Origin of the sequence: Streptomyces sp. MBT65 (genome assembly GCF_016612545.1) — a bacterium.
GTDB lineage: Bacteria > Actinomycetota > Actinomycetes > Streptomycetales > Streptomycetaceae > Streptomyces.
Window position 1 is genome coordinate 1 of sequence record NZ_JAENRY010000250.1, and the last position, 20,429, is coordinate 20,429.

12 protein-coding genes and 1 pseudogene are annotated in these 20,429 nt (G+C 71.7%); 9 read left to right on the forward strand and 4 right to left on the reverse strand.

Translation table 11 applies throughout. From position 1 onward, the window contains the following. Both JHN63_RS38535 and JHN63_RS38540 read right to left on the reverse strand, forming a co-directional pair. Window positions 1-1,015: serine/threonine-protein kinase (locus JHN63_RS38535; RefSeq protein ID WP_200689764.1), on the reverse strand; the 1,015-nt coding region annotated here is incomplete at its 3' end. A 133-nt stretch (window positions 1,016-1,148) separates the two neighbouring features. Then, window positions 1,149-2,828, reverse strand: a complete 1,680-nt coding sequence (locus JHN63_RS38540; RefSeq protein WP_200689765.1) for a serine/threonine-protein kinase — start codon at window positions 2,826-2,828, stop codon at window positions 1,149-1,151. A 333-nt stretch (window positions 2,829-3,161) separates the two neighbouring features. On the opposite strand from JHN63_RS38540, the gene JHN63_RS38545 reads away from it, so the two are divergent. From JHN63_RS38545 to JHN63_RS38580, 8 genes are all read left to right on the forward strand, one after another. Further along, window positions 3,162-6,728, forward strand: a complete 3,567-nt coding sequence (locus tag JHN63_RS38545; RefSeq protein WP_200689773.1) for an FHA domain-containing protein — start codon at window positions 3,162-3,164, stop codon at window positions 6,726-6,728. 155 nt (window positions 6,729-6,883) lie between these two features. Continuing rightward, entirely contained in the window at window positions 6,884-8,269 is a 1,386-nt protein-coding gene (locus JHN63_RS38550; RefSeq protein ID WP_200689766.1) for an ABC transporter substrate-binding protein, read from the forward strand. 66 nt (window positions 8,270-8,335) lie between these two features. After that, the gene (locus JHN63_RS38555) at window positions 8,336-9,616 is read left to right on the forward strand and encodes a carbohydrate ABC transporter permease (protein ID WP_200689767.1); all 1,281 of its coding nucleotides are present in this window, start codon (window positions 8,336-8,338) and stop codon (window positions 9,614-9,616) included. Continuing rightward, a complete protein-coding gene (locus JHN63_RS38560; RefSeq protein WP_200689768.1) occupies window positions 9,613-10,521 on the forward strand; it encodes a carbohydrate ABC transporter permease in 909 nt (302 codons plus the stop codon). Before JHN63_RS38555 ends, JHN63_RS38560 begins: the two co-directional genes overlap by 4 nt. 155 nt (window positions 10,522-10,676) lie before the next feature. Beyond that, on the forward strand, window positions 10,677-12,938 hold the full coding sequence (locus tag JHN63_RS38565; RefSeq protein WP_200689769.1) for a bifunctional glycosyltransferase family 2 protein/CDP-glycerol:glycerophosphate glycerophosphotransferase: 2,262 nt from the start codon (window positions 10,677-10,679) through the stop codon (window positions 12,936-12,938). 146 nt (window positions 12,939-13,084) lie between these two features. Continuing rightward, window positions 13,085-15,271: a CDP-glycerol glycerophosphotransferase family protein gene (locus tag JHN63_RS38570; RefSeq protein WP_200689770.1), complete on the forward strand. Its 2,187-nt coding sequence runs from the start codon at window positions 13,085-13,087 to the stop codon at window positions 15,269-15,271. 7 nt (window positions 15,272-15,278) lie between these two features. Continuing rightward, complete coding sequence (locus tag JHN63_RS38575; protein WP_200689771.1) at window positions 15,279-17,504, forward strand: bifunctional glycosyltransferase/CDP-glycerol:glycerophosphate glycerophosphotransferase; 2,226 nt, start codon at window positions 15,279-15,281, stop codon at window positions 17,502-17,504. Then, window positions 17,501-18,769 (forward strand): hypothetical protein, encoded by a 1,269-nt coding sequence (locus JHN63_RS38580; RefSeq protein ID WP_234478335.1) that lies wholly within the window; start codon window positions 17,501-17,503, stop codon window positions 18,767-18,769. The genes JHN63_RS38575 and JHN63_RS38580 overlap by 4 nt, the downstream gene beginning before the upstream one ends. 78 nt (window positions 18,770-18,847) lie before the next feature. On the opposite strand, the gene JHN63_RS38585 is transcribed toward JHN63_RS38580, so the two are convergent. Continuing rightward, entirely contained in the window at window positions 18,848-19,261 is a 414-nt protein-coding gene (locus JHN63_RS38585) for an organic hydroperoxide resistance protein (RefSeq protein ID WP_019056748.1), read from the reverse strand. A gap of 132 nt (window positions 19,262-19,393) precedes the next feature. On the opposite strand from JHN63_RS38585, the gene JHN63_RS38590 reads away from it, so the two are divergent. Continuing rightward, entirely contained in the window at window positions 19,394-19,897 is a 504-nt protein-coding gene (locus JHN63_RS38590; protein WP_200689772.1) for a MarR family winged helix-turn-helix transcriptional regulator, read from the forward strand. Here JHN63_RS38590 and JHN63_RS38595 read toward each other — a convergent pair. Then, window positions 19,827-20,429, reverse strand: a pseudogene (locus JHN63_RS38595) (hypothetical protein); the annotation flags it as partial. The gene JHN63_RS38590 and the pseudogene JHN63_RS38595 sit on opposite strands and share 71 nt — an antisense overlap.

Sequence of the window (20,429 nt, forward strand, 5' to 3'; positions counted from 1 at the left end):
CGCCGACTCGAACCGGGACACGCATCGAGGTGTGCGTGTCCCGGTTCGAGTCGGCGGGCTTCGCGCCCGGCACCAGCGGCACGGCCCCCCGCCGCACCCGCTCGCTGCGCGCGGGCGCGGCCACCGGAGCCTCCTCCTGCTCCGCCTCCTCCTGCTCGGTGTCCGGCTCGTCGACGTCCAGCGGAGGCATCCCGGCCAGCAGGGGCAGCTGTTCGCGCAGCCGGGCGGCGAGCTCGGAGGCGCGCAGCCGGGAGGCCGGCGCCTTCGCCAGGCACTGCACCATCAGCTGCCACAGCTCGTCGGGGATCCCCGGCAGCGGTACGACGGTCTCGGTGACGTGTCGCCGTAGCACCGCACCGGGGTGCCCGCCCCCGAACGGCGTGAATCCGGCGAGGAGTTCGTACAGGACGGTCGCCAGGGCGTAGATGTCGACGGCCGCGCGCGGAGGCAGGCCCTCGACGATCTCGGGGGCGAGGTAGTCCGGCGTGCCGATGATCTTCGTGGCGCGGGTGCGGCGCGGGGAGTCGATGAGTTTGGCGACCCCGAAGTCCGTCAGCAGCGCGGGATGCGCGCCGCCGGGGCCGAGCGGACCCTGCATGTCCAGGAGCACGTTCTCCGGCTTGACGTCCCGGTGGACGACGCCGGCCGCGTGGGCCGCCGCGAGTCCGTCCGCGATGTCGGCGACGATCGCGACCGCCGCCTCGGGGGAGAGCCTGCGTTCCCGGTCGAGGCGGGTGCGCAGGTCGGTGCCGCGGACCAGGTCCATGACGAGGGCGAGGTCGTTGCCGTCGACCACGAGGTCCCGTACGGACACGATGTTCGGGTGCTCCAGGCCGAGCAGGGCCGTGCGCTCCTGCACGAAGCGGCCGACGAGTTCCTGGTCGGACGCGAGGTCCTCGCGCAGCAGCTTGACGGCGACGGGCCCCTCGGGCCCCTCACCCAGCCACACCGTGCCGGCGCTGCCCCGCCCCAGGATCTGGTTGGCGGTGTACCGGCTGCCGATCTTCCGTGCCAAGGCTGCTCCTACCAGACGCGTGTTGTCGTTAAAACTACGCGTCAGATGAGCCAACCTTCACCGCCGAGGCGGAAATCACCCACTGGGTGTCGACAAATCACCAACACAACGTCCGACTTGGGCTTTTCGAGGGTCAGTTGTTCGCGGCCGAACCCAGATCCTTGACCCAGCCGCTCACCGTGCCGACGGTGTCGCTGATCTCCTGCCAGTAGCTCTTGCCCGTGCCGATCCAGCCCTGAAGCGGGGTCAGTTCCCACACCAGCCAGCCCGCGACGAACAGCAGGACGATCGTGAACAGACAGCCCTTCAGGCAGCCGAGCCCGGGGATCTTCATCGGGTTGGCGCTGCGCTGCCGCGGCTGGCGGGGCTCGCGCTGCGGTTCCTGCGGCCGCTGGGGCTGCTGCGGCTGCGGGCGCGGCGGGGCGTACTGCTGCGGCTGTTGCTGCTGCGGATGGCCGTAGCCGCCCTGCTGCTGCGGCTGTTGGCGCTGCGAGGGCCGCTGCTGCGGGCGTTGCTGGGCGGCCTGGCGGGGTTGCTGGGGCTGCTGCTGCGGACGGGAGACCTGGCGCTGGGGGCGGCGGCGCAGCGGGTCCTCGCCCGGGTCGAGGTAGGGCTGGAACTGTGTCTGTTCGTTGCGGTCGCGGGCCGCGCGGAGCTGGTTCTGCCAGGGGTGCGGCTGCTCGGGGCCGGGGGCGGGCTGGTTCTGCTGGCCGTACTGGTTCTGCGGCATGACCGTGGTCGGGTCGGCCGCGCCGCGGTTCGGCATCACGGTGGTGGGGTCGGCGGCGCCCACCGGGCCGCTGGTGTGCGGGAGGACGCTGGTCGCCGCGTTCGGGTCGAAGGCGCCCGCTCCGCGCCCGAGAACCTGGGTCGCGTCGGCGGCGCCCGGTACGGCGGCGGGCGTGGGGTCGGGGGCCAGCAGTCTGCCGACGCTCTCGGCGGCGGCGATCTGCGCGGCGTTCGCGTGCACGCCGACGCCCTCGGCGACGACGCGCAGACCGCGGGCGAGGTTCTCGGCGCTGGGCCGCTCGTCCGGGTTCTTGCGCAGGCAGCGCTCGATGACCGTCCACAGGGGGTCGGGGACCGTCGAGGGGCGGCGCGGTTCGGCGCTGAGGTGCTGGTGGAGGACTTCGAGGGCGGAGCCGCCGGAGAACGGCGGGTGTCCGGTGACCAGCTCGTACAGCAGGATGCCGGCGCCGTAGATGTCGACGGCGGAGGTCTGCGGGCGGCCCTCGGCGGACTCGGGCGCGATGTACGCGGGCGTGCCGACGAACTCCTGCGTGCGGGTCAGCCCCGGGGAGTCGGCGAGGCGGGCGATGCCGAAGTCGGTGAGCAGCGGGTACATCTGGCCGCCGCCCTGCTTGAGCAGGACGTTGGCCGGCTTCAGGTCGCGGTGGACGACGCCGTCGGCGTGGCTGGCGGCCAGCGCGTCGGCGATCTGCGCGGTGAGCAGGGCGGCGCCGACCGGGCTGAAGGGGCCGTTCTCGCGCAGGTAGTGGTGCAGGTCGGGGCCCTCGACGAGGTCCATGACGAGCGCCAGGAGGTCGCCCTCGACGACCAGGTCGCGGACCCGGACGATGTTCGGGTGGGTCAGGCGCAGCAGCACCGACCGCTCGCGCAGGAACCGCATCACGATGTCGGGATCGCTCGCGAGCTCTTCCTTGAGGACCTTGATCGCGACGGTCTCTCCGGGCTGGCCCTGGACGGCCGCCTCGGCGCCCGCGGTCTCGCGCTGGCGGGCCCGCCAGACGGTGCCCGTGGCGCCGCGTCCGAGTGGCTCCTCCAGGAGGTACTTGCTGCCTACCGGCCGCACGTCTGCGCTCCCTGCTGCTTGCCTGTGTTCCGGTCCACTGTAGTGCCGCCCCTCTTGCGGCTACCTACGTAAGCGTCGCCGTACATGTTCGAAGGAAAGACGCTTACCCCGGTCTCCTGGTTGCCGAAGCCGGACATGACCGGTCTCACTCGATCACCGGCGCACCACTGGTCAGGCACTTTTGGGGACAGAGCTGACCAATCAAGATCACTTGCCACCGGGCCCCGGGCGAGTTGTCAGTGGCAGGTGCGAGGATGCGTGCAGTACTGGCCGATGTGCTCGCGCGGGGTGGGGGAATATTCCGTGCCGGGGCAGAAGGGACCGCTGACGGCGATGCAGATCCGGCTGACCGTCGTAGACCCGCTGGGGCCGCCCGCGCAGCCGCGGGGCCGCTCCGCGCGTTGCGATGTGCTGGTCACCGCCCCCGCCGGTACGGCCCTGGCCGCGGTGGCGTCGGCGCTGGCCTCGGCGGTCTCCGCCGAGGCGGCCGTGTCCTCGTCCGAGCGGAGCCGTGAGTCCGGCGGCCCGATCGTGCTGTACGCGGGCGTGGAGCGCCTCGACACCCAGCGCTGCACGCTCGGCGAGCCGCCGCTGACGGACGGCGCGGTGCTGTCCCTGGGCGCCCCCGCCGAGCCGGAGGCGCATCCCGAACTGGACGACGCCCCGACCCAGCTCCATGTGGTCGCGGGCCCGGACGCGGGCGGGGTGCACCTCCTCCACGGCGGCCAGATCCACATCGGCCGCTCCGCCGACGCCGACGTCCCGCTGGACGACCCGGACGTCTCCCGGCTGCACTGCGCGGTGACGGTCGACCCCGGAGGCCGGGTCTCGGTCGCCGACCTGGGCTCGACGAACGGCACGACGCTGGCGGGCACGCGCGTGGGCACCCGCCCGGTGCGCTTCGCCCCGGGCGCGCTGCTGCGCATCGGCGAGTCGGCCCTGCGGCTGACCCCGTCCGGCGGTCCGGGAGCGCGGGCCGAGACCGCGCCCGACGGCGAGGGCCACGTGCGCGTGTCCCCCGGCACCCCGGCCGCCCCGCGCAGCGAACCGCTGGTGGTGCCGGGCCAGGGCGGCGCCCCGAGCATCGAGCACCGCGTCGTCCAGGACGGCGGGGACACCCACGCCGGCCGCTTCGGGGTGTTCGGCGAGGCCCTGCCGGACGGCGACTCCCAGGAAGCGTTCTCCGCGCGTACGACGACTTCCCGCATCCCCGCCGAGGACGACTCCGGCGAGCACGGCGGACGCAAGGGCACCCCGCTCCGGGGCACCGATGTGCCCCAGGGCGTGCGCCGGCGCGGCGGCATCGGCAAGTGGGCGCGCCGCCTCACGGGCGGCCGCGGCGACTCGACGACCGAGGACCCCGAGGAGGCGTACGGCTCCTCGTACGACGCCGACTCCCAGGGTTTCCACGGCGAGGAGGGCGCCGACGAGAGCGTGCCGCCCCCGCCCGTCGTGCTCCAGCAACCGGACACCTGGCCCGATCCGGCGGCCCTGCTGCTCACCGCGCTGGGCCCGGGCCCCCGCCTGTGGGAGCGCGCCCCCGGTCACCCCGAGGCGCTCACCGTGCGGCTCGGCACGGCGGACCGGGCGACACCGGACGGCTCGGCGCTGCTGCCCGCGGTGCCGGTGACCTCCGGGCTCCGCGAGGTCGGCGCGCTGGGCCTGGCCGGTCCGCGCGTGCGGCTTTCCGGGCTGGCCCGCGCGGTGGTGGCCCAGCTCGCCGTGCTGCACTCCCCCGATGCCCTGGAGATCGTGCTGATCAGCACGGACCGCGCGCGTTCGATGGCCGAGCGCACCGCCGAGTGGTCCTGGCTCGGCTGGCTGCCGCACCTGCGCCCCGGGCACGGCCAGGACTGCCGGCTCCTGCTGGCCTACGACCGGGAGCAGGCGACGGCCCGCACCGACGAGCTGCTCCGGCGGCTGGAGGACCACACCGCCGACACGCACGGCACGGGTCGGCCGACCGTCACCTCCGGCGCCTCCGGTCGCCGCACCCCGGGCATCGGCGCGCAGCGCGGCTCCACGGAGGGGCAGTCCGGGATGTCCGCGCCATCGGCCGCCTCCTCCCAACACGGGTCGCCGGACGGCCAGTTGGACACCGGCTCAGCACCCCGCGCGGCCGGGGCCGCCACCCCGTACAACACCACCGACGACGCCCACCACCACCGCTCCGGCACCCCCGACCCCTCGGGCGCCGCCCGGCAGCGCCCGACCGACAGCGAGCCCGCCGACCCGGTCCGCGGTGCCGCCCACCGCCCCTCCTGGGCCCGTGCCGACGAGGGTGACGGTTCGGCGGACGGCTTCGTCGGGCCGTACACCGTGCTCGTGGTGGACGGTGATCCCGGTGGGGCCGATGTGCGCGAGGCAGTCGCGCGGCTGGCGCACGACGGGCCCCGGGCGGGCATTCACGTCGTCTGTCTCGCCGAGACGGAGGCGGCCCCGTCCGCGCCCTCGTCGCCGGTGACGGAGACCTACGAGGCGGCCTGTGCGGCGGCGCCGACCTTCCGGGAGTGCGGGGCGGTCGCGCTGCTCAGCGGCGATGTCGCCACGGCACTGAGGCTGCTGAGGGTCGCGCACGCCGGTACGGGAGCGTCACGCCCCGAGGCGGACGGCCCCGGCCCGGTCGGGCACGGCACGACCGCCGCCATGGACGCGGTCTCGCTCGCGTGGGCCGAGCGGTTCGCGCGGGCGCTGGCGCCGCTCAGGGCGGACGGTCCCGGCGGCGAGCGGCACACGCGCGTGTCGGCGCCCCTGCCCCAGTCCGCGCGTCTGCTGGACGAGTTGGGGCTGGCCCGGGCCACCCCGGCGTCCCTGCTGACGCGGTGGGCGGACGCGGGTGACGACAAGGACGCGATCGGCGGGCGGGCCCTGGCGGTGCTCGGCGCCGGACCGCGCGGGCCGGTCGGCGCGGACCTCGCCGCCGAGGGCCCGCATCTGCTGATCGAGGGCCCGCCCGGCAGTGGTCGTACGGAGTTGCTGCGCGCGGTGGTCGCCTCGCTGGCCGCCGCCGAGCGCCCCGACCGGCTCGGCATCGTGCTGATGGACGGCCGGGACAGCGTGGGCGCCGGGGGCACCCCCTCCGGGGGAGGCGGGCACGGCGAGGGCCTGCGGGTCTGCACGGACGTACCGCATGTGACGACCCATCTGACCGCCAACGACCCTGTCCGGATGCGGGAGTTCGCGCAGTCGCTGAGCGCGGAGCTGAAGCGGCGGGCCGAGTTGCTGGGCCGGGTCGGCTTCGTGGAGTGGCACTCCCGGCACGAGGTGTCGGGGCGGATCATCGCCCAGCGCGGCACGTCCGGTGCCGGGGACCTGGAGAGCCCGTCCAGTGCGACGATCCGGCTGCGCCCGTCGGCTGCGGCCCGTCAACAGACCGAGGCGGCACCGCCGTTGCCCCGGCTGGTCGTGGTCGTGGACGACCTGGACGCGCTGGTGAAACCACCGCTCGGCTCGCCCGGCCGGCCCGCCGCCGGTTCGGTGATACGCGCGCTGGAGGCGGTGGCCCGCGAGGGCGAGCGGCTCGGCGTGCACCTGGTGGCGGCGGCCGCCGTGGAGGCGCGTACGGCCGAAGCGGAGCCCGCTCGGCATGCCACGCTGCGGGTCACCCTCGAAGCGACGGCTCAGGGGCCGGACGAACCCGCCCCGGGGCGGGGGCGGTTGGTCCTCGCGGACGGGCGGAGCACTCCCTTCCAGGGGGGCCGGGTCACGGGCCGTATCCCGCGTACAGCGACGCTCCGGCCCACGGTCGTCCCGCTCGAGTGGCAGCGCATGGGCGACCCCCCGGCCCGCCGCCCGGTCCGCGAACTGGGCAACGGGCCAACGGACTTGGCGCTCCTGGCCAGCGCGCTGGAGCGGGCGACGCGTTCGGTGTCGGCGGCGGAGGTCCCCTCGCTCCTCTGATCGTTCACAGCGTGTCCACACAACCCCACGTCACGACCCCATCACGATCGCGTACTTGACAGTGGACGTCGTCTTGCCGCCTTCAAGTACCGGGCGTAGACCAGTGCGCACGGAAGCGTTCGAGCGTTCGACGAGGAACGAAGAACGGGGCAGTGATGCGCAGCACGAGCAGCACCCACCGGACACGCACCACCGTACGTACAGCGGCAGTTGTCGCCGCGGGGGCACTGGCGCTCTCGCTCACGGCCTGTGGAGGCAGCGGCGACAAGAGCGACAGCAGCAAGTCCAGCACCCCTTCGGAGAGCACCGGCACGGTGACCCTCCCCAAGCTGAACGGCCAGAGCCTCGAAGTGGCCGCCGTGTGGACGGGTGCCGAGCAGAAGAACTTCAAGACGGTCCTGGCGGAGTTCGAGAAGCGCACGGGCGCCAAGGTCACCTTCGTGCCCGCGCAGGACCCGATCATCAACTTCCTCGGCTCGAAGATCGCGGGCGGCCAGCCGCCGGACATCGCGATGCTCCCGCAGCCCGGCGCGATCAAACAGGCCGTCGACAAGAAGTGGGCCAAGCCCCTCGGAGCCGACGCGATTGCGGAGTTGCAGAAGAACTACTCGCAGGGCTGGCAGGACATCGGCAAGGTCGACGGCAAGCAGTACGGCGTCTACTACAAGGCCGCCAACAAGTCGCTGATCTGGTACAACGCCAAGGTCTTCGCGAACGCGGGCGCCAAGGAGCCCAAGACCTGGGCGGAGTTGCTGACCACCGCGCAGACGGTCTACGACTCCGGAGTCACCCCCTTCTCGATCGCGGGCGCGGACGGCTGGCCGCTCACCGACTGGTTCGAGAACATCTATCTGTCGCAGGCGGGCCCGGAGAAGTACGACGAACTCGCCCAGCACAAGATCAAGTGGACGGACCCCTCCGTGAAGGAGGCCCTGACCACGCTCGCCCAGATCTGGGGCAAGAAGGCCTATATCGCGGGCGGTCAGAGCGGCGCGCTCCAGACGGAGTTCCCCGCCTCGGTCACCCAGACCTTCAACGGCGGCGACCAGCCGAAGTCCGCGATGGTCTACGAGGGCGACTTCGTGCAGGTCAACATCGGTGAGACCAAGGCGAAGGTGGGCACCGACGCGAAGGTGTTCCCGTTCCCGGCGGTCGGCTCCACCGCGCCGGTGGTCTCCGGTGGCGACGCGGCCGTCATCCTGAAGGACTCCAAGGCGGCCCAGGCGCTGGCGACCTTCCTCGCCTCACCGGACGCGGCGACGATCCAGGCGAAGCTCGGCGGCTATCTCTCCCCCAACAAGAACGTGCCGGACTCGGCGTACCCGAACGCGGTGCAGCGGACGATCGCCAAGTCGCTGATCGCGGCCGGTGACGACTTCCGCTTCGACATGTCCGACCAGGCCCCGCAGTCCTTCGGCGGGACCCCGGGCAAGGGCGAGTGGAAGGACCTCCAGGACTTCCTGAAGAACCCGACCGATATCGCGGGCACGCAGGCGCAGTTGGAGAAGGACGCGGCGGCGGCGTACGCGAGCGGGAGCTGATCCGCAGTGGCATCGGCAGCGGCGGAGGCCCCCGGGGCCTCCGTCCCTCCCCGCAACCGCAAGAGCGTGACCGGCACCCGCAGGACCGTGGCAGTGCTGTTCCTGCTGCCCGCCCTGGTGCTGCTCGGCGCGCTCGTGGTCTACCCGATCGGGTACTCGCTGATCCGCAGCTTCGGCAACCAGGCCGGCGACGGTTTCGCCGGATTCGACAACTACAAGGCCCTGTTCACCGACGACGGCATCCGCACCGCCCTGAAGAACAACGTCATCTGGGTGATCTTCGCGCCCACGGTCGCCACCGCCCTCGGCCTGATCTTCGCGGTGCTGACCGAACGGGTGCGCTGGGGAACGGCGTTCAAGCTGGTCGTCTTCATGCCGATGGCGATCTCCATGCTGGCCGCCGGCATCATCTTCCGGCTCGTCTACGACCAGGACCCGCACAAGGGCGTCGCCAACGCGGTCTGGGTCGGCATCCACGACACCTTCGTCTCGTCGTCGGCGTTTCCCAACGCCCACCCGGGCCGCGAGTCGCCGCTGAAGGCGGACAAGGGCGGCTTCATCACCAGTACGACGGTCCACACCGGCCAGACCGTCGTCCTCCCGCTGGTCGGCGTCGCCCCCGACCAGATGCCCGACAGCGCGAAGAAGGCCGTGGCCGCGAAGGCCGAGCCGGGGAAGATCACCGGCACCACCTGGCAGGACTTCACCCGCGGCAAGGGCGTCGGCAAGCTCGGCGCGGTCGACCCGTCCGAGCTCGGCTACGGCGGGATGCGCGTCGAGGCGGTCAAGGACGGCAAGGTGGTCGCCTCGACGAAGGCCGCGGGCGACGGCACCTTCACGCTGCCCGCCAAGGCCGACGGGGCCCAACTCCGGCTCCCGGCAAGCAACTTCAAGGCGCCGTACAACGGGGTGGAGTGGCTGGGCCCGTCGCTCGTGACACCGGCCATCATCGGGTCGTACGTGTGGATGTGGGCCGGGTTCGCGATGGTGCTGATCGCGGCCGGACTCGCGGGTGTGCCGAGGGAGTTGCTGGAGGCGGCGCGGGTCGACGGCGCCAACGAGTGGCAGGTGTTCCGGCGGGTCACGGTGCCGCTGCTCGCACCCGTGCTCGCGGTCGTCGCCGTCACACTGATGATCAATGTACTGAAGATCTTCGACCTGGTCTTCATCATCGCCCCGGGCTCCTCGCAGGACGACGCGAACGTGCTGGCCCTGGAGCTGTACCGGAAGGGCTTCTCGGAGGACCAGCCGGGGATCGCCAGCGCGATCTCCGTGTTCCTTCTCCTGTTGGTGATTCCGGTGATGCTCTTCAATGTGCGCCGGCTCAGGCGGGAGGTGCGGCGATGACCACGGATGCCGGAACTCTGGGGAAACCAGGGCCCGTTGAGGCCGTCAAGGCGCGGGAGTCGCTCGGCGGTCGGCTCGCGGCGGCGGCGAGCGGCGGTCTGGTCAGGGTGTTCCTGATCGTCGTCGGGCTGTTCTGGCTGGTGCCGACGATCGGGCTGCTGCTGTCCTCGCTGCGCAGCCCGGAGGACATGAGCGCGAGCGGCTGGTGGAAGGTCTTCAGCCAGCCCTCCCAACTCACCTTCCACAGCTACAAGACGCTCCTGGAGAACAGCGACATCACCAACTCGCTGTGGAACACCGTCCTGATCACCGTCCCGGCGACGATCCTCGTCGTGGTGATCGGCTCGCTCGCGGGCTACGCGTTCGCGTGGATGGAGTTCCCGGGCCGCGACTGGTGGTTCCTCGGCGTGGTCAGCCTGTTGGTCGTGCCGGTGCAGGTCGCGCTGATCCCGATCGCCGAACTCTTCGGCAAGATCGGCCTGTTCGGGACCATCTTCGGGGTGATCCTGTTCCATGTCGGCTACGGTCTGCCGTTCGCGGTGTTCCTGCTGCGGAACTTCTTCGCGGAGATCCCGCGCGAACTCCTGGAGGCGGCCCGCCTCGACGGCGCCGGTGAACTCCGGCTGTTCGCACGGGTCGTGATGCCACTGGGCGGGCCCGCGATCGCGAGCCTGGGCATCTTCCAGTTCCTGTGGGTGTGGAACGACATGCTGGTCGCGCTGGTGTTCACCAAGTCCAGCACGCAGCCGATCACGGTCGCACTCCAGACCCAGGTACGCCAGTTCGGCAACAACATCGACGTACTGGCACCCGGTGCGTTCATCTCCATGGTGATCCCGCTGGCCGTGTTCTTCGCGTTCCAGCGGCAGTTCGTGTCCGGTGTCATGGCGGGCGCGGTCAAATAGCAACAAACCGCACATAGTTCGAGGGGGTGGGCCGTCACCGGCCCGCCCCTTCGCGTTCACCGTGCGTCCCCCGTATGCCGTACGCGCCGTAACCAAGTCACTCCATCGGCCGTTCCCGGGCAGAACGCCCGCGCCGACCGACCCATGGATGTCCCTTGCCCAGGTTCAGTGTCATTGTCCCCGCGTACAAGGTCCAGGCGTACCTGCACGAATGCCTGGAATCGGTGCTCTCCCAGTCGTATCCCGATCTGGAGTTGATCGCGGTCGACGACTGCTCGCCGGACGCCTGCGGCGCGATCATCGACGAGTTCGCGGCCCGCGACGCCCGCGTACGCGCCGTCCACCTCCCCGAGAACCAAGGCCTCGGCCGCGCCCGCAACGCCGGGCTGGAACAGGCCACCGGCGACTACCTCGTGTTCCTCGACAGCGACGACACGCTCACCCCCGACGCGCTGCGCTCGATCGCCGACCGGCTCAAGGAGACCGGCGAACCGGACGTCCTCGTCTTCGACTACGCGCGCACCTTCTGGTCGGGCGAGGCCCAACGCAACAAGGTCGCCGCCCAGTTGACCGAACAGGGCCCGGCGCCCTTCCGCCTGGAGGACCGCCCCGGGCTGCTCCGGGTCATCATGGTCGCCTGGAACAAGGCGTACCGGCGGGAGTTCGTCGAGCGCGAGGGCTTCGCCTTCCCGCCCGGCTACTACGAGGACACCCCGTGGACCTACCCGGTGCTGATGGCGGCGGAGACGATCGCGACCCTCGACCGGGTCTGCGTCCACTACCGCCAGCGCCGCCAGGGCAACATCCTCGGCACCACCAGCCGTAAGCACTTCGACGTCTTCGACCAGTACGACCGGGTCTTCGCGTTCGTCGACGCGCGCCCCGAACTCGCGCAGTGGCGGCCGGTGTTGTTCCGCCGCATGGTCGACCACCTCGCGACGGTCTTCACCAAGCCGGACCGGCTGCCGCGCGGCACCCGCGCCGAGTTCCTGCGCAAGGCCCGGGCCCACTACCGCCGTTACCGCATCCCCGGCACCTCGGTTCCGCTGCGCACCCGGATGCGGCACACGTTCGTGCACTTCGGCGTGCACCGTACGTTCCGGGCCGTGCAGCGGGCGATGAGCTGGCGGCGCCGGGCGGTCAAGCTCACCGCCAAGCTGCTGCGCACTCTGCGGGCGGCCGTCCTCCAGCTCCACTACCGGGTCCAACTCCGGCTCCCGCTCAGGGATCGCGCGGTGTTCGCCGCCTACTGGGGACGCGGCCACAGCTGCAACCCGGGCGCGCTGGAGACCGCGTTCCGCACCCACGCCCCGCACATCCGCACCGCGTGGATCGCCCGCCCCGAGCACCACCACACGATCCCGGCCGCCACCGGCAGGCTACGCCCGAACACGGTCTCCTACTGGACGGCGCTGGCCCGCTCCAAGTACCTGGTGAACAACGTCAACTTCGACCGCCGGCTGGTCAAGCGCCCCGGCCAGGTGCTGATCCAGACCCAACACGGCACCCCGCTCAAGCACATGGGCCTCGACCTCCAGGAACGCCCGGCCGCCGCACGGGACATGGACTTCGGCGAACTCCTCAAGGGCGTCGACAAGTGGGACCACGTCCTGTCCCCCAACCGCCACACCACCCTGACCTGGGAGCGGGTCTACCCCGGCAGCTACACCACGCTCGCCTACGGCTATCCCCGCAACGACGTGTTCCAGCAGGCGACTTCGGCCGACGTGGACCGACTGCGCGAGTCGCTCGGCATCCCGCGGGACGCCGTCGCGCTCCTCTACGCGCCGACCCACCGCGACTACCGCCGCGTCCAGCGCGCCCACCTCGACCTCGACCGGGTGCTGCGCCGCCTCGGCCCGCGCTTCGTCGTGCTGGCCCGCGCCCACTACTGGCACGAGGGCCCGCTCGCGGCCGCCGCGTCCGGGCGGATCATCGACGTCACCGACCACCCCAGCGTCGAATCGCTCTGCCTGGCCTCGGACGCGCTGGTCACCGACTACTCGTCCCTGATGTTCGACTACGCCAACCTCGACCGCCCGATCGTCATCCACGCCGACGACTGGGAGGCCTACGAGGCGGCCCGCGGCACCTACTTCGACCTGCGGGCCTTCCCGCCGGGCGCGGTCGCGCGCAGCGAGGACGAACTGATCGACATCTTCGCGACCGACCACTGGCGCGGCTCCCGCTCGGCCCAACTGCGCACCGCGTTCCGCGAACGCTTCTGCCCCTACGACGACGGCCGCGCCGCCGAACGGGTCGTACGCCACGTGGTGTTGGGCGAAACCGACCTCCCGCCGGTCGTCCCGCTCGCCGACCGCCACCCGGTCCCGTCGGCCGCCGCGAGCCGCACGCGCTCCCCGCTCGCCACCGTGCCGCAGCCCACGACGTCCCTGCCCGTCACCGACCGCCTCTGAACGCCGTTCCCACACCGGGGAGTTCGCATGCCCTCAAGCCCCTCGCGCCCGACCCCGACCAGGCCGACCACCTGGCGTCCGACCGGGCGACCCGGCCACCACGCGCACTGACCCGGACCCCTCCGGCCCACTGGAGAAAGAACAGAATGCCCCGCTTCAGCATCATCGTCCCGTCCCACGGGGTCGCCGGCCGGCTGGCCCTGGCCCTGGACTCGGTCCTCGCGCAGTCCTACGGCGACTTCGAGCTGATCCCGGTCTGCGACGCCCCCGGCTCCCCGGCCGCCGACGTCGCCACCGGTCACGCCGGGCGGGACTCCCGGGTGGCGCCGGTGCACTCACCACCGACCGCCGGGCTGAGCGGGGCACGCAACACCGGGCTGCGAGCGGCGACCGGTGCCTACGTCCTCTTCCTGGACGGCGACGACACCCTCGCCCCGGGTGCGCTGGCCGCGCTGGACGCCCGGCTGACGGAGACCGGTGACGTCGACGTCCTGTACTTCGAGCACGAGCGGACCCCGTGGTGGGAGGGCGAGCCCACCAGCCCCGCGGCCCCGCTGCTCGCGAAGACCCCGGCCGGCGCCTTCTCCCCCGACCGGGCACCGCAGTTGACGGGCGTTCAGCTCCCGGCGTGGAGCGCCGCCTACCGCCGCGCCTTCCTTGCCGACCGCCAACTCACTTTCCCCGAGGGCCCGTTCACCGACCTCGGCTGGGGCGGCCTGGTCACCGTCGCGGCCGAGCGGGTGGCGGTGCTGCGCTCGGTCGTCGTACGGCATCTGCTGCGGCGGCAGGGCAGCCGGCTCAACCTGCCGGGCGCGCACCACCACCAACTCCTCGACCAGGTCGACCTGGTGTTGACGCGGGCCGCCGGGAGCGAGTTGTCCGGCGCCTTGTTCGAGCAGCTTTTCGCGGTGGTCCTGAAGACGGCCTCACGTCCCGAACGCCTCCCCTCCGGGCGCCGCGCCTTCTTCCGCCGGGCGGGGCGGCTGTACCGCACGCACCGGCCCGCCGGTTTCCGAACGCCGGGCGGGAGTCTGGGAGTTCAGCACCGGCTGCTGTCCTCGGGGGCGTACTCGGCGTTCCGGGCGCTGCGCGGCGCCAACCGGTCGGCCTCCGGGGCGGCCGAGCGGGTCCCCCGCCCCCGGATGCTCCGCACCCGCATCCTCTACGCCCGTGCCCTGCGCCGCCGACTCGATCCCAACCTGGCCGTGTACTGCGCCTATTGGGGCCGGGGCTACGCGTGCAGCCCGGCCGCGATCCACGCCAAGGCCGCCGAACTCGCCCCGCACATCCGCTCGGTGTTCCTGGTCGAGCCGGACGCGGTGGACGCCGTACCGAAGGGTGTCGAGCACGCCGTCATCGGCAGCCGCAAGTACTGGGAGGTGCTGGCGCGCGCCAAGTACCTGGTGAACAACGCCAACTTCGCCGAGGGCGTCGTCAAGCGGCCCGGCAGCGTGCATGTCCAGACCCAGCACGGGACCCCGCTGAAGAAGATGGGCGTCGACCAGTCGACGTACCCGGTGGTGGCCGCCGCGACCGGCAGCTTCGCCAAGTTGCTGGGCCGGGTGGACCGTTGGGACTACAACATCTCCTCCAACCGGCACTCCACCCAGATGTGGGAGCGCGCCTTCCCCGGCTCGTACGAGGCGTTGGAGTACGGCTATCCGCGCAACGACGTGTACTACACGGCGACCGCCGACGAAGTGGCGCGTGTGCGGCGGGAGTTGGGCGTCCCGGAGGGCAAGACGGCCGTCCTGTACGCGCCCACCCACCGCGACTACCAGACCGGCTTCGACACCGGCCTCGATCTGGAAGCCTTCTGCGCGGCGGCCGGTGAGGACGTCGTCGTGCTGCTGCGCGCCCACTACTTCTACGACCAGGGCCGCGCGAAGAGCAGTGGCCGGATCATCGACGTGACCGGGCACCGCTCCTCCGAGGACGTGTGCCTGGCCGCCGACGCGCTGGTCACGGACTACTCGTCGATCATGTTCGACTACGCCAACCTCGACCGGCCGATCGTCGTGTACGCCGACGACTGGGACGTCTACCGGGAGACGCGGGGCGTCTACTTCGACCTCATGGAGGCGCCGCCGGGACCGGTCGCGCGCACACCCGAGGAACTGGCGCAGGTGTTCCGCGACGGCTCGTACGCGGGGGCCGAGTCCAAGGCGCTCCGGGACCAGTTCCGCGCCCGCTTCTGCGAGTTCGACGACGGGCTGGCCGCCGAGCGGGTCGTGCGCCGGGTGTTCCTCGGTGAGCCGCCGGAGGCGATCCCGCCCGTGATCCCGCTCGCGGAGCGCGTCCCGGCCCCCGCCGCCACCCTCGTAAGGAGCTGAACCCGAAGTGCCCCGCTTCAGCGTCATCGTCCCCGTCTTCAAGGTGCAGGGCTTTCTGCGCGAGTGCCTCGACTCGGTCCTGGAGCAGTCCTACCGGGACATCGAGGTGATCGCCGTGAACGACTGCTCGCCGGACGGCTGCGGCGCGATCCTCGACGAGTACGCGGCCCGCGACCCGCGCGTCCAGGTGCTGCACCTGCCCGAGAACGTCGGCCTCGGCCGCGCCCGCAACGCCGGACTGCCCCTGGCCACCGGCGACTACCTCTTCTTCCTCGACAGCGACGACACCCTCACCCCGGGCGCCCTGCGCGCGATGGCCGACCGGCTCGACGCGAGCGGCGACCCGGACGTCCTGGTCTTCGACTACGCGCGCACCTACTGGTGGGGCGGCACCCGGCGCAACGTCCTCGCGCACGTCCTGACCGAGGTCGACGACACCTTCACGGTCGCCGAACACCCCGAGATCCTCGACCTGTTGATGGTCGTGTGGAACAAGGTGTACCGCCGCGAGTTCGTGCACAAGCACGCCTTCGAGTTCCCGCCGGGCTACTACGAGGACACGCCCTGGACGTTCCCGGTGCTGCTCAGCGCCGAGCGGATCGCCACCCTGGACCGGATCTGCCTCAACTACCGGCAGCGGCGGCAGGGCAACATCCTGTCCACCACCAGCCGCAAGCACTTCGACATCCACGACCAGTACGAGCGGGTCTTCGCGTTCGTCGACTCCCGCCCGGAGCTGGCGAGTTGGCGCCCCTACCTGCACCGCAAGATGGGCGAGCACTGTCTCGACATCCTCGGCAAGCCGGACAGGCTGCCCCCCTCCGACAAGGCCGAGTTCTTCCGCCGTACGGCCGAGCTGTTCGCCAAGCACAAGCCGGCGGCGGGGCCATCGGTGGATGCAGAAGTCCGTTGCCTGGAGGGCAGTTACGCGCTGTACCGGGTCCGACGGCAGGCAGGCCGGGCGGCGCGGCAGCTCGAACGGCGGGCGGTGCAGGCGCGCAAGTCGGCGGCCGGGCGGGTCAAGGGCGGCTGGGCCGCACTGCACGCCCGCCGCTCGCTCGACCCCAACCTCGTTGTCTACTCGGCCTTTTCGCATCGCGGGGTCCTCGGCGACCCGGCCGCCGTCTACTACAAGGCGCGGGAGATCGCCCCGCAGCTCCGGGGCGTGTGGGTCGTCCAGGACGCGGAACAGGCCGCGCTGCTGCCGCCGGGCGTCGAGCACGTCCTCCTCAACACCCCGCGCTATCACCAAGTCACCGCACGGGCCAAGTACTTCGTGAACAACGTCAACTGGCCCGGCACCCTCGCCAAACGCCCCGGCAGCGTCCACATCCACACCCACCAGGGCACCCCGCTCAAGTACATGGCGGCCGACCTGCTGGACAAGCCCGGCGCCCGCTACGGCGTGGACGTCCCGCAGATGCTGCGCCGCGCCGACCGCTGGGACCACAGCCTGGTCGCCAACCGGCACTCGGAGCTGGTGTGGGACCGGGCGTACCCGTGTCACTTCGCCTCGGCACGGACCGGGAGCCCGCGCAACGACGTGCTGGTCGGCGCAACTGCCGAGGCGGGCAAGGCCGTTCGCGCGCGACTCGGTATCCCCGAAAGGCACACGGTCGTGCTGTACGCGCCGACCCGGCGCGAGTACGTCAGGGGCGGGCACATCGACCGGCTGGACCTGGCCCGGTTCGCCGAGGATCTCGGCCCCGAGCACACTCTCGTCGTACGTCTGCATCCGTCTCTCGCAACCGGTCCGGCGCGCGGTATGGGTCTCGCGGACCTGCACCGGCGGGGTGTTCTGGTCGACGCGACCGACGAACCCTCCGTGGAGGACGTCATGGTGGCGTCCGACGCGCTGGTCACCGACTACTCGGCCCTGATGTTCGACTACGCCAACCTCGACCGGCCGATCGTGCTGCACGCCGACGACCGGGAGGCGTACGCGGCGAGCAGGGGGACGTACTTCGACGTGACCGCCGCGCCGCCGGGCCATGTGTCCGGTTCCTACCGGGAGTTGGCGTGGCTGTTCGCGTCGGGGGCCTGGCGGGACGAGGACTCGTCGCGGCTGCGGGCCGAATTCCGGTCGCTGTACTGCGAGTTCGACGACGGGCGGGCCGCCGAGAGGGTCGTACGGACGCTGTTGCTGGGTGAGGACGGCCCGGTGCAGGCGGACGGATCCGGTGCGCGGGTCCCCAACCCGGCTGCCGGGCACGAGCAGTTGGCGTCATCATGAGGCCGCGTAGCTGGGTGCTGCTGCTGGCCGCCGTGTTCGCGGTGCTCCAACTCGCCAATGTCACCGGGCGGGCCACCCCCGACACCAAGAACTACCTGTCGTACGCGATGAGTCTGCGGGGTGCGAGCGAGCACGAGGCGGCGGCCGTCTCCATCGACTACGCCTGTGCGAGCCAGGGGGCGACCGCGCGGCGCGACCAGAGCGTGAACGTGCTGAACTTCCACGGCAAGGATCCCGCCGCGCGGGTCGCGAAGAAGTGCCGGGCCGCGCAGTGGCGGGCGGTCGACGCGCAGGTGCGGGCCGGGAACAGGGGCGGGTTCATCACGCCGTTCATGCCCGAGCGGTTCATGCGGATCTTCGAAGTGCGGCCCGGATACCCGGTGTTCCTGGTGCCGTTCGTGACCCTGCTCGGTCCGGTGTGGGGGCTGTGGTCGGCGAGTGTCGTCCTCACCGTCGCGGGCGGGATCCTCGTCTTCCTGATCCTGCGCACGCTGTCGGTGTCGGTGCCGCTCGCGCTGACCGGGCAGGCCCTCTACTACGTCCTGCCGATCGGGACGACCGCGATGCGTCCGATGGCCGAGGGGCTGATGGCGGCCCTGACGCTGGCGGCGGTGTGGGGCTGTGCGCTGGTGTCGAGGGGGCACCGTGTGCGCGTCGGACTCGCCCTGGTGGGCGGTTCGTTGGCACTTCTCTTCACCGTCAAGCACTCGCAGGCCCTGTTCCTCGGGCTGTGCCTGGCCGGTGCGGGGGCGCTGGTCGCCGTACGGCAGCGGCGGCGGGCGTTGGCGGGCGTCGCGGCGCTCGGCGCGGTGGCCGCCGTAGGGACGCTGTTGGTGGCGGGGCTGCTGCACTATCCGTCCCAGACCGACAGTCTTCAGGATCTGCTCACCGATCACTACGCGCGGCCCGACCGCACGCGCCTGTGGCCCGAATTCCTGCACCTGGAGGCGAACTTCTGGCTGGAGTGGGCGCGGCAGCAGCTGTGGCAGCCGGTGCTCGCGGCGGCGCTGGGTGCGGGTCTGTGGGGTGCGTCGCGGCGGCCGGCGTTCGGGGTGTTCCTGGTCGGGGCCGCGTTCACGGGGATTCTCACGCAGGCCGCGCATCCCGATATCAGCGTGTGGGGTGGGCGGTTGATCGTGCTGGTGTGGTTGTTGCCGGTGGTGGGGGTGCCGTTGTTGCTGGAGAGCGTGGTGCGGGGGAAGGCGGTCCTTCCGGTGCCGGTCCAGGCGCAGGGACTCGGGGAGCGGGCCCACTCGGCGAGTTGAGAGGTGCGGCGCGACGAGGCGGCCGGTGGCAGACGCCACCGGCCGCCTCACTGCCGGGTCACGGGATCGTCGTAGTGACTACTCGATGACGAGGTCGACCTCGATGTTGCCGCGGGTCGCGTTCGAGTAGGGGCAGACCTGGTGGGCGGTCTCGACCAGCTTGCGGCCGGTGGCCTCGTCCACGGTGTCGGGGAGCTCGACGCGCAGGGTCACCTTGAGGCCGAAGCCCTCGCCCTGCTTGCCTATGCCGACCTCGGCGGTCACGGCCGCGTCGGTGACGTCGACCTTCGCCTGCCGGCCGACGAGGCCGAGGGCGCTGCCGAAACAGGCGGCGTAACCGGCGGCGAAGAGCTGCTCAGGGTTGGTGCCCTGGCCGTTGCCGCCCATCTCTACCGGAATGCCGAGCTGAAGGTCGATCTTGCCGTCGTTGCTGACCGCGCGGCCGTCGCGGCCGTGGGTGGCGGTGGCTACGGCGGTGTAGATCGCGTCCATTGGAAACCATCCCTCTCGGAAGTCTTGGTGGGGTGGGGTCGGTCCGGGTGTCCGGACCGCCTCACGGAGATAAGTAGAGCACACAATTCAATTGCACACAACTAAATGGCCCGCTCGCGCTATCCTGGAGACATGACCACCACTCCCGCCGATGCTCCGACCGCCGACTGGCTCCGCCTCGACCAGCAGATCTGCTTCTCCCTGAACGCCGCGTCACGTGCCTTCGGCGGTGTGTACCGGGTGCTGCTCAAGGATCTCGGGCTCACCTATCCGCAGTACCTGGTGATGCTGGTGCTGTGGGAGCAGGGCGAGCTGCCCGTCAAGAAGCTCGGCGAACACCTGCGGCTCGACTCCGGCACGCTGTCCCCGCTGCTCAAGCGGCTGGAGACGGCCGGTCTGGTACGGCGTGAGCGCAGCGTCCGCGACGAGCGCTCGGTGGAGGTGCGGCTGACCGACGAGGGTGTCGCGCTGCGCGAGCGTGCCGTGGAGGTGCCGCGGCGCATCCTCGGTGCGACCGGTTTCGACATCGACGCGATCCGGGCGCTGCGGGAGCAACTCGATCAGCTCACGGGGGCGTTGGACGCGGCGACGTTGGAGCAGGCGGGGTTGGAGCAGGTGGGGCTGGAGCAGGCGTGACGGCTTGTCGTGGGGGTTGCGGTGGGGCTTGTTGCAGAGCTTGTTGTGGAGGCATGCGGCGGATGTAGAGGGCGAGTTTCACCCGGCGGCCGCCGACGTACTGCTGTCGGCGCGCGAACTCCCCGTCCACCACGTCGAGTTTGACCCTGTCGGTCGGGTCGCCGGGCGCCCAGCGCGAGGGCAGCAGATTCGACTGCGCGACGATCCAGACCCGGTCGACTCCGGCGAGTCGCGCCCGTAGTTCCGCCGGGCCCACCTCACGCCCGCTGAGCGTCCCTGACCTCGCCCCCGACTCCCGAAGCGCCAGGTCCCGGGCTCCGACGAACGGCCCCGGGTACGCCAGCGCCGTCACCCGCCAGAACGACGGCAGGAACAACACGGGGTCGCCGGGCCGGAGTTCATGTCCGGCGAGGGCCGCGACGGCGGCGAGGTTCTCGGGGCGGCGGGCCGCGAGGTGGTCGTTCCGGTAGGCGGGGAAGTTGTGGAGGAAGGGGACGGTCACGGCGAGGACGCCGGCGAGGGCGAGCAGGGG